The following is a 10,433-nucleotide window of genomic DNA, read 5'->3' on the forward strand; positions in this document are numbered from 1 at the left end:
GGTCGCGCGCCGTTCACACTCCCCTCACCATCCCCCCGGAACCGTCAGAACACCTCCACCCCTGACGGCCCAACTGCTGGTCAGGCAGCGGAAGTTCGTATGATGCGGCCATGGCAAGCACGGGGGAACTGATAGCCGGCCGCTACCGCATCACTGCGCGGCTCGGGCGCGGCGGCATGGGCACGGTGTGGCGGGCGCAGGACGAACTGCTCGGCCGGGACGTCGCGGTGAAGGAGCTGCACGTCGACACCGGGCTCTCCGGGCTCGACGCCGAGCGGCAGCGGGAGCGGACCCTGCGCGAGGCCCGCTCGGTCGCCCAGGTGAAGCACCCGGGCATCCTCGTGCTGCACGACGTCGTGCAGCACGACGAGCAGCCGTGGCTGGTGATGGAGCTGATCGACGGCCGCTCGCTCGCCGACCGCATCACCGCGGACGGCCCGCTGGCCCCGGCGGAGGCGGCCCGGATCGGCCTCGCCCTGCTGGCCGCCCTGCGCGCCGCCCACGCGGCCGGGGTGCTGCACCGGGACCTGAAGCCCGCGAACGTCCTCCTCGAGTCGGGCACGGACCGGGTGGTGCTCTCCGACTTCGGCATCGCGCAGGTCGCCGGGCAGACGACGCTCACGCAGACCGGGGCGTTCGTGGGGTCGCCCGAGTACACGGCGCCCGAGCGGATGTCGGGGCGGCACACGGGGCCGGAGTCGGACCTGTGGTCGCTGGGCGTGCTGCTGTGCGCGTCGGTCGAGGGGGAGTCGCCGTTCCACCGGGATTCGGTGGCGGGGGTGCTGCACGCCGTGGTGGTGGACGAGATCCGCCCGCCGCAGTCGGCGGGGCCGCTGCTGCCCGTCGTACGGGGACTGCTCGAACGGGACCCCGAGCGGCGGTTCGGCGCGGACGAGACCGAGCGGGCGCTGCGGGACTTCCTGGCGCAGGCGGGGCTGCCCACGGTGGCGCACACGCCGACGCCCGCCCCGCGTTCCCGGAAGGGCGGTGCGGACGACACGGGTGACCCCATCGTGCTGAGCACCCCGCCCGCCGCCCGCCGCCGCGGCGGACGGATGCGGGTCTCCCTGCTCGGCGGCGTCCTCGTCGCGGTGCTCGCCGCGGGCGGCGTGGGCGGCGGCGTGTGGCTGCTGACCAAGGGCGACAGCGGCTCGGAGCAGAAGGCGGACGGCGCGGGCCCGGCGGAGAAGGTGCGGGAGGAACCGCGGTCGCCGGAGCCGGAGAAGACCGAGGCGAAGCCGACCAGGAGCAAGTCGCCCAAGCCGCCCCGGGGCGGCAAGGCGACCCGGTCCCCCGGCGAGCGCGACAACACCGGCACCGACGGCGACAAGGACGGGACCGCTCCCACGAAGCCGACCGGCGACGGGCCCGCGTCCGGCGGCGGTGGAGGCGGCGAACCGGCGCCCACGGGCTACCGCACGGTCACCGACCCGGCGGGCTTCTCCCTCTCGCTCCCCGCCGGTTTCACCCGCTCCCCCGAGCCGCCCCGCGTCTACTACTACTCGACGGGCAAGACGTACCGCGTCGGCATCCACCCGCAGGCCAAGGACCCGGAAGGACCGCTCGCCGTGATGCAGCAGGCCCACGAGGACGGCCCGTCGGACTACCCCGGCTACCGGGGCGGCTCGGTCACCGAGACCACGCACAACGGTCACCCCGCCGCGCTCTGGGTCTTCACGTGGAACGGCACGGCCGCGGACGGCGGCCCCCGGGTCACGTACGACATGAGCTGGGACGAGGGCGGCAAGATGTACGACCTGTGGGTCTCGGCCCCGGCGAGCAAGCAGGCCACGGGGAAGCGTCACTTCGACAAGGCCGTGGAGTCCTTCACTCCGTGACACCCGCCGCCCGGCACTCCGCGACACCGCCCCCTTGCCGCCGGGGCAAAAGCCGGACCCCGGCCTTGTTCGCCGCCTCCAACATCTGCTTATGATTCAGCGGTGTTCGATTCACGGCACATCAAGACGTTCCACGAGGTGGTCCGGGCCGGTTCGTACTCGGCGGCCGCCCGTTCCCTCGGCTATACCCAGCCCGCGATCACCCAGCAGATGAAGGCCCTCGAACGGTCCGTCGGCACCCCGCTCTTCACCCGCGTCGGCCGCCGCATGCGCCTGACCGAGGCGGGCGAGGCGCTGTCGCGGCACGCGGGGATCATCCTGGACGACATCTCGGCCGCCCAGCAGCAGATGAACGCGATCACGCGGCTGCGCTCGGGACGGGTCCGGGTCTGCGCGTTCCCCAGCGCCAACGCGACGCTCATCCCGGAGGCCCTGGCCCGGCTCGCCTCCGGACATCCGGGCGTGCGCGTGGAGCTCCTGGAGGACGAGCCGCCGGAGTCGCTGCGGCGCGTGGTGCGCGGCGAGTGCGACATCACGCTCGCCTTCACCTATCCCGGCCTGCACGACGAGGTGCCGGCGGAGCTGGCGGAGATCCCGCTGATGGAGGACCAGCTGACCGTGCTGCTGCCGTCCGGGCACCGCATGGCACGCCAGCGTTCGGTCAAGCTCGCCGAGCTGGCCGAGGAGCGGTGGATCGCGGGCTGCCCGCGCTGCCGCGCCAACTTCCTGCACGAGTGCGCCGAGCTGGGCTTCGCGCCCGAGATCGCGTTCACCACCGACGACAACCTGGTGGTGCAGAGCCTGGTCGCCGAGGGGCTCGGCATAGCGATGATGCCGGGCCTCGTCCTGAACTTCCTCTGCCACAAGAAGGTGACGGGCCGCGCCCTGGACCCGGCGTCGCGGCGCCAGGTGTCGGCGTACGTCCTCAAGGACCATCTGCGGATCCCGGCCACCGCCCTGGTCCTCGACGAGCTGCGCACCGTGGCCGCCAACCGCGTCGGCTGCTGATCGCCTGCCCCTCCCCCGCGCGCTTCCCATAAGCGGAAGTTGGGGGGAGGCCAAAAAACTGTCGTTGGACGTGATGGATCGGGCGGCGCGACGCTGCCCGTATGACGACCCCGACCGCGTACCGGGCCGCCCGGACCACAGAGCGCCTCGACACCCTCGTCGCCGACGTGCGCGAGGCCGTGGGGCGCGGCCTGCCTCCCGACCTGACCGCGTACCTGGTCGGCGAACGGCTCGCCCCCCACCTCGGCAACGCCGACCTGCTCACCGACGAACAGCGCGAGGGCGACCCCAAGCACTACCGCCAGCACGTCCTGCACGCCGAGCACGACGGCAGCTTCTCCATCGTGGCGCTGGTCTGGCTGCCGGGGCAGCGGACCTCCGTCCACGACCACGTGTCGTGGTGCGTCACGGGCGTGCACGAGGGCGAGGAGCAGGAGCGGCGCTACCGCCTGGTGCCCGCCGCCGGGCCCGGGGGCGCCGCCCGCCTCGTCGCCACGGAGGACGTCGTCAACCCGCAGGGCTCGGTGTGCGGCTTCGCGCCGCCCGGCGACATCCACCGGGTGTGGAACGCCTGCGGGACGCTCGCGATATCGATCCACATCTACGGCGCGGACATAGCCCGGCTCGGCAGCAGTGTCCGCCGGGTGTACGAGCTCCCGGCCGACCGGTAATGGCGCTGCTCGGAGAGCGCACCGGAAGGTCCCGCAACCACCCCGTCGCGTCCGCCGCGCCCCCGCGGCGCACGCCGCGCAAGCTGCCGGGGCTGACGCTCGCGGTGGCGGGCGTCGCCGTGGCCTGGGGTGTGCACCACCTCGTGCCGGGCATCCCGATGCTCACCGCGGCCGTGGTGCTCGGCATTGCGGCAGCCCATGTGCCGGGCGCGGCCCACGCGTTCGTGCGCGGCCCCGGCAAGGCCGGTCTGACGTTCGCGGGCAAGCGGCTGATGCGGGTCGGCATCGTGCTGCTCGGTCTGAAGCTGAGCCTGGACGACGTGCTCGGGCTCGGCTGGGCGTCGGTCGTCATGGTGCTCTGCGTGGTCGCGGTCACCTTCTTCGGCACCTGGTGGCTGGGCCGCCGCATGGGGCTCCAGGGCGACCAGCCGCTGCTGATCGCCACCGGCTACTCGATCTGCGGCGCCTCCGCGATCGGCGCGGTCAGCGAGGTCTCCGAGAGCGACGAGCGGGACACGGCCACCTCGGTGGCGCTGGTGACCCTGTGCGGCACGCTCGCCATCGCCGTACTGCCGCTGCTGCAGGGTCCGTTGGGGCTCAGCGACGCGGAGTTCGGGCGCTGGGTCGGGGCGAGCGTGCACGACGTGGGCCAGGTCGTGGCGACCGCGCAGACCGCGGGCGCGGGGGCGCTGGGCGACGCGGTCCTGGTCAAGCTGATGCGGGTCGCCCTGCTCGCGCCGCTCGTCGCGGCGGTGGCCCTCTCGGTACGAGCGCGTCGGCAGGGGCGCGGCTTGGCCGAGGGGGCCGCGGGCACCAAGCGCCCGCCCCTCGTGCCGCTCTTCGTCGTCGGCTTCCTCGCCATGGTGGCGCTGCGCACCACCGGGTGGCTGCCCGGCGGGGCGATCGACGCCGCGCAGACGGCGCAGGAACTCCTGCTGGCCGCCGCCCTGTTCGGGCTCGGCAGCGCGGTCGACCTGCCGTCCCTGACGCGTACGGGCGGCCGGGTCGCGGCGCTCGGGCTCGTCTCGTGGGGCGTGATCGCGGGGATCTCGTACGTGGGTGTGGTGCTGACGTACTGAAGTCGGGGGCGGCCGGGGCGGCCAGGGCGGCAGGGCGGCCAAGGCAGCCAGGATACGAACAACCGATGCGAACGACTGGGCAGTTGTTCCCTGGAACAGGTGATCGTGGCGCCAGGAATTGCGCGGGGCACCCGTGATTGACGATGCTTACGTTGCGCAAGCGACGGGCTGCAGACCGTGACCGCGCACCCGGTCCATGTCCCATACAGGGCCGGGGAGTTGTTCCGAAAAGTCCCACAAGGAGAAGCACCACCATGAACCTCATCACTGACGTCGTCGCCGGTCTCGCCCACTTCCTCGGCTGGCTCGTCTGACGTCACCCGTACCGCATCGCGGCGGCGCCGCCTCCCCCCGTCCCACGGGGGAGGCGGCGTCGCCTTGTGCGTGCCGTCCGGGTCAGCGGACCGTGGTGGCCTCGCTCTCCGCGCCCGGGTAGAACTCCCGCGCCCGGCCCCTGCCGTCCTTCGCGCGGCCGAGCAGGCCCGCCGGATACTCCACGAACCAGTAGCTCGCCGTCCCGACCGCGAGGGCCACGAGGACCACGACGAGCACCGCGACCGGGAAGCCCGCCTGCGCCGACGGCAGCAGCCCCGACTTGTCGAGCTGCAGCATCACCGGCTCGTGCCAGATGTAGAGGCTGTAGCTGATCAGTCCCACACCCGTGACCCAGCGGGCCCGCAACAGGGCGTGCCAGCGCACCCGTTGGCGCTCCCGGTGCCGGACGTGGAGCGTCCCGTACAGCAGCGCGAACCAGAAGACGGCGGCGATCGGGTGGTAGAAGGTCTGCGCGGGGTTCTCCGGATCGGAGAGGTACGACAGGGTGAGCAGCCCGCCGAGCGCCGCGGCCGACAGGGCGCTCGCCCACCGGGCGCGCAGCCTGCCCCGGTCGTCGCCGAGCGCCGTCAGCAGGACGGCGAGGGCCATGCCCGCCGCGAAGCCGCCGAAGCGGGCCTGCGGTCCGAAGTACACCGGCCAGTCGGTGTGCGGCACGTCGAAGACATAGCGCGCGCAGGAGATCCACACGAGCGGCACGGCGAAGAGGACCGCGCACCCCGCCGCGCAGAGCGCCGCCCTGGCCCGCCGGGTCCGCAGCCCCCGGCAGGCGCGCACCGCGAGCGGCCCGAGCGCCACGAGGACCAGATAGAAGGCGACCTCCAGGGAGAGCGACCAGGTCGGGCCCAGCGTGTAGAAGATCCGGTCCCGGTCGAAGACGTGCGTAAACGTGAGGTGTTCGACCAGGTCCCGCCAGTCCCCCGGCAGGGTCGGGTTGCGCGTCGACCAGACGACGAGGACCGCCAGGAAGTACAGCGGCAGGATGCGGATCGCGCGCCGGAAGAGGAACACCCGTCCCGGCCTGACCGAGCCCTCCTTGCCGTCGATGGCCGCTCGCGCGTACGACAGCGTGAGCAGGTACGCCGACATCACGAAGAAGAGGTCGATCACTTCGAGGGAGAGCAGCGCCCCGACGTACGGGTTGTCGACCGGTGCGTGCGAGCCCGCCGCGTCGTAGGTGTAGTACTGCTGCCAGACGTGGAAGACGACCGTGCTGAGCGCGGCCAGGCCCCGGAAGCCCTGGAGTTCGAGCGCGCGGCCGCGGGCCTGCGGCTCCCGGCGCTCGGGGGCACGGGGCGGCGCCGTCGTCTCGGGGGCGACGAGCGAGGTCACGAACCCCCTCCCGTACCGGCCGTTCCCGCGGCGGCGACGGCCCGCGGGGTGACGCGCCACTGCCGGTCGCCGAGCGCCTCCTTCAGATGGGCGGCGCGCGCGACCATGTTCTTGAAGTGGGTGTAGAAGACCGTCGACACGAAGAGGTAGCGCCAGAACCAGCTCTTGCGGCGGCGCAGTTCGGGCACCGCGAGCCGCCACGCGAACGCCGCCTGCACCAGACCGGCCGACATCGTGACGGCGGCCGCGATCAGGCAGACGGGGACGGCCCAGTCGAGCCGGTCCGCGCCGCCCGCGCGCCAGGCCGCGTGCAGCAGGATCGGCAGGATCTGCAGCGTCAGCCACGGCTGGACCTCGCGCCAGCCGAGCAGGACGAACAGGCCCGCCTTCTGGCGGCGCGTGAAGACCGGCGAACGCAGCCCGCGCCACAGGTGTTCGAGCGAGACCTGGAGCCAGCCCTGTGCCCAGCGCGAGCGCTGGTTCCACAGGGGCTTCAGCATCGTCGGGGCGAGCTCGCGGGAGATGAGGGTGCGGTCCGTGGCGATGCGCGCGCCCGCGGACAGGGCGCGCATCGTGGAGTCGATGTCCTCGGTCAGCATCGAACCGTGCATGCGCGTCCTGGCGAGCAGGTCGGTGCGCCAGAAGCCGTTGGAGCCGCCGAAGACCCCGAAGCCGTAGAGCCGGGTGCGGCCGGGGTGGCTGACCGCGTAGATCGCCTCGAACTCGACGCCCACCAGCTTCGCGACCCAGGAGCTCTCGCCGTTGCGTATGACGCAGTGGCCCTGCACCACGTCGTAGCCGTTGGACAGCCAGTCCCAGGCGTGCCGGAACGCGTCCGGCGCCGGATGGTGGTCGGCGTCGAAGATGCCGACGAACTCGCCGCGCACCCGCGTCACCGCCGCGTTGAGGTTCTGCGCCTTGGACGTGCTGCCCGCCACCGGCAGCAGCACCAGGCGCGGGTCGCGCCGCGCCATGTCGCGCAGCGTCTCCTCGACGGGCAGCGGGTGCGGGGTGTTGTACGCGAGGACGATCTCCAGCTCGTCCGGATAGTCCAGGCGCAGGAACGATTCGACGGTGTCGACGATCGTCGCCGCCTCGTTCGGCAGGTACGCCGCGATGACCGCGCTCGCCGCCGGGTAGGGCTGCCCCGGCGATTCCGGGCGTGGCTTCGCGTCGAGCGAGAAGAGGCATTCGAGGACGATGAGCAAGGCGGACGTCACCAGGCCCGCGACGACCACCCAGTACGCGACGGCCGCCGCGTCCCAGCCCATGGCGTACGCCTGTTGGTAGAGCAGGAACGGCACGCCCACGCCGAGCGCCAGCATCAGGACGGGCGAGAGCAGCGGCGCCACCGCCGACAGCAGGCCGCGCAGGCCGGGCCGCGCGCGGCGGTGACCGTGCGCGGCGGCGGTCCGCATCCACGGCTCGTAGCGCACGGGCCGCAGGTCGCGGTGGCGCAGCGCCTCCTCGGCGGCGTCCCGCGCCCGCTCGGCGGCGAGCGCGCTGGCGCCCTTGCCGGTGCAGGCGGTGAGCGGGGTCCAGCCGACCGCCGGGGTGAGCCGGACGTTCTCGTCGGCGACGACGAACCGCGTTCCGGCGACGGAGTCCGCGAACTCGCGCAGGGTCTCGGTCGCCGTCTCCTCGTCGACGCCCGGCATCAGCACGAGGAGGCGCCCCTCCTCGTCCCAGCCGAGCCGGTCGCAGACGCTGCCCAGCCTGCCCCGGGCCTCCGGCTCCGTCCGGGCCGGTGATGCCCCGTTGCCGACCTGGGCGAGCCGCTCGGCGATCTCGCGCCGCACGCGCGGCCCGAGGCGGGTCTCCAGGGCCTCGGTCTCGGCGACGCGGACCACGGCGAGGACGCCGCCGCGCCGGGCGGCGGCGGGCCGCTGGAGTTCGCGGTCGAGTTCGGCCATGAAGTGGGGCGCCGAGTACAGGCCGGTGCGCGGGTCGAGGAGCAACTGGTCGGCGGGGACCGGGACCCGGTGCAGCTTGGCCGCGATGCGGGCGGACAGCTCGTCCGGGTCGAAGGCCTCCGTCACGCAGTCGTCGGCGCCCTGCCGCAGGAGCTCGGCGACCGTCGCGGGGGTGCGCGCCGCGGTGACCATGACGAGCGGGAGCGCCTGGCCCGCCGGGTCCGCGCGCACCTCCCTGATGACGTCGCGGCCCTGCCTGCGGCCGTCGGGCCCGCCGTCGAGGGCGACGATCGCGTCGGGCGGCGCCTGCCTGACCTGGCGGTGCACGTCGCCGGGGACGGCGTGCGTGACCTCGTGGCCGGTGAGGCGGAGGGTGCGGGTGAGCTGTTCCCGGTCGGGTCCGGGGGCGCCGACCGCGAGCACGTGGGGGTGGCCCGGCGGCGGGGGGTCGGGGGTGGTGGACTGGTTCGGTATGAGCACCTTTTGCGAGGGGGGCGAGGAGGGCGAGGGGGGTGAGGCGGTAGAGGCGTCGGGACGCCTCAGAACATCAGACATGAAGGTGGTCCCATCCTGTTCGGATTGTGGGGGGAGGACCGGATTTCGGAAGTGAGGTCGGGTGACTGACAGCCACATCAGCCTCAGTGATCACTGTGACACCGCACCTTCGGGGGCGTAACACTCTCATTACGCTCCGGTGCAGAGACTGCACAGCCTGTGCACCGAACGAGCAGACGACGCAGCCAGCCCAGACAACGCAAACAGCTCAGACAACGCAGACGACGAGGAGTACGAGACGTGGATCCCCTCTTCCCGGCCCTGGACACCGCGCGCGGCGAGGCCCTCCGGTTCGGCGACCGCTCGCTGACCTACCCCGAACTGGCCTCGGCGGCGGGCTCGTTGGCACTGCGGCTGCGTGACGCGGGCCGGGTCGCCGTCTGGGCGACGCCGTCCCTGGAGACGGCCGTCGGCGTGGTCGCCGCGCTGCTCGCGGGCGTCCCTGCCGTGCCGCTCAACCCGAAGTCGGGCGACTCGGAGCTCACCCACATCCTGCGCGACAGCACCCCCTCCCTGGTGCTCACCGAGCCCGGCATCCAACTGCCGCCCGCCCTGGCCGCCTTGGACCGCCACGACGTCGACGTCGACGTACGACAGGACGGCGGGGACCACCCCGCGGCCCCGCCCGGCGAACCCGGCCCCGAATCCCCCGCCCTGATCGTCTACACCTCCGGCACCACGGGCCCGCCCAAGGGCGCCGTCCTGCCCCGCCGCGCGATCGCCGCCACCCTGGACGCCCTGGAGGACGCCTGGCAGTGGACCGGCGACGACGTCCTCGTGCACGGCCTGCCGCTCTTCCACGTGCACGGCCTGATCCTCGGCACGCTGGGCCCGCTGCGGCGCGGCGGCTCCGTGCGGCACCTCGGCCGGTTCGGCACCGAGGGCGTGACGCGCGAGCTCGGCTCGGGGGCGACCATGCTGTTCGGGGTGCCGACGATGTACCACCGGATCGCCGAGGCCCTGCCGGAAGCACCGGAGCTGGCGAAGGCGCTGGCCGGGGCGCGCCTCCTCGTCTCCGGCTCGGCGGCGCTCCCGGTGCACGACCACGAGCGCATCGCCGCCGCCACGGGCCGTCGCGTCATCGAGCGGTACGGCATGACGGAGACCCTGATGAACACCAGCGTCCGGGCGGACGGGGAGCCGCGCGCGGGCGCGGTCGGCGTGCCGCTGCCCCGCGTCGAGCTGCGCCTGGTGGACGAGGCGGACCAGGAGGTGGCGGCGGACGACCCGGAGGCGGTGGGCGAGATCCAGGTGCGGGGCCCGAACCTCTTCACGGAGTATCTGAACCGTCCGGACGCGACCGCGGGGGCCTTCGCGCCCGGCGGCTGGTTCCGCACCGGCGACATGGCGCTGCGGGACGCCGACGGATACGTACGCATCGTCGGGCGCAAGGCCACCGACCTCATCAAGAGCGGTGGCTACAAGATCGGCGCGGGCGAGATCGAGAACGCGCTCCTCGAACACGAGGGGGTGCGGGAGGCCGCGGTCACCGGCGAGCCGGACCCCGACCTGGGCGAGCGGATCGTGGCGTGGGTGGTCCCGGCGGACGCCGATGCCCCGCCGTCCGCAGCGGAGTTGGCGGACCACGTCGCGTCCCGCCTGGCCCCGCACAAGCGCCCCCGCGTCGTGCGCTACCTGGAATCCCTGCCACGCAACGACATGGGCAAGATCATGAAGCGGGCCCTGCCGACCGGGTGAGCTCCT

The 10,433-nt window shown here is 73.4% G+C and carries 7 protein-coding genes; 5 read left to right on the forward strand and 2 right to left on the reverse strand.

The annotated features are described in order from the left end of the window. The first annotated feature begins 110 nt into the window (after positions 1-110). The 4 genes from ABZV77_RS27355 (at position 111) to ABZV77_RS27370 (ending at position 4,596) form a co-directional block, all read left to right on the forward strand. Positions 111-1,838, forward strand: coding sequence for a serine/threonine-protein kinase (locus tag ABZV77_RS27355; RefSeq protein ID WP_356262006.1), 1,728 nt, complete (start codon positions 111-113; stop codon positions 1,836-1,838). 102 nt (positions 1,839-1,940) lie between these two features. Beyond that, positions 1,941-2,846 (forward strand): LysR family transcriptional regulator, encoded by a 906-nt coding sequence (locus ABZV77_RS27360; protein WP_356262009.1) that lies wholly within the window; start codon positions 1,941-1,943, stop codon positions 2,844-2,846. A 101-nt stretch (positions 2,847-2,947) separates the two neighbouring features. Then, positions 2,948-3,517, forward strand: a complete 570-nt coding sequence (locus tag ABZV77_RS27365; protein WP_356262012.1) for a cysteine dioxygenase family protein — start codon at positions 2,948-2,950, stop codon at positions 3,515-3,517. Then, entirely contained in the window at positions 3,517-4,596 is a 1,080-nt protein-coding gene (locus ABZV77_RS27370) for a putative sulfate exporter family transporter (RefSeq protein ID WP_356262015.1), read from the forward strand. Before ABZV77_RS27365 ends, ABZV77_RS27370 begins: the two co-directional genes overlap by 1 nt. 396 nt (positions 4,597-4,992) lie before the next feature. On the opposite strand, the gene ABZV77_RS27375 is transcribed toward ABZV77_RS27370, so the two are convergent. Continuing rightward, positions 4,993-6,261 carry an acyltransferase gene (locus ABZV77_RS27375; protein ID WP_356262018.1) on the reverse strand — a complete coding sequence of 423 codons (1,269 nt, stop codon included), beginning with the start codon at positions 6,259-6,261 and terminating at the stop codon, positions 4,993-4,995. Continuing rightward, positions 6,258-8,654 (reverse strand): glycosyltransferase, encoded by a 2,397-nt coding sequence (locus ABZV77_RS27380; RefSeq protein WP_356262021.1) that lies wholly within the window; start codon positions 8,652-8,654, stop codon positions 6,258-6,260. The genes ABZV77_RS27375 and ABZV77_RS27380 overlap by 4 nt, the downstream gene beginning before the upstream one ends. A 315-nt stretch (positions 8,655-8,969) precedes the next feature. On the opposite strand from ABZV77_RS27380, the gene ABZV77_RS27385 reads away from it, so the two are divergent. Then, positions 8,970-10,427, forward strand: coding sequence for an acyl-CoA synthetase (locus tag ABZV77_RS27385; RefSeq protein ID WP_356262024.1), 1,458 nt, complete (start codon positions 8,970-8,972; stop codon positions 10,425-10,427). Positions 10,428-10,433 lie beyond the last annotated feature (6 nt).

It is taken from the genome of Streptomyces sp. NPDC004732 (assembly GCF_040609235.1).
GTDB lineage: Bacteria > Actinomycetota > Actinomycetes > Streptomycetales > Streptomycetaceae > Streptomyces.

Excerpts from the sequence above, each read along its gene's own strand:
- ABZV77_RS27365 (WP_356262012.1), top strand. The coding sequence starts at position 2,948 with ATGACGACCCCGACCGCGTACCGGGCCGCCCGGACCACAGAGCGCCTC.
- ABZV77_RS27355 (WP_356262006.1), top strand. The coding sequence starts at position 111 with ATGGCAAGCACGGGGGAACTGATAGCCGGCCGCTACCGCATCACTGCG.
- ABZV77_RS27370 (WP_356262015.1), top strand. The coding sequence starts at position 3,517 with ATGGCGCTGCTCGGAGAGCGCACCGGAAGGTCCCGCAACCACCCCGTC.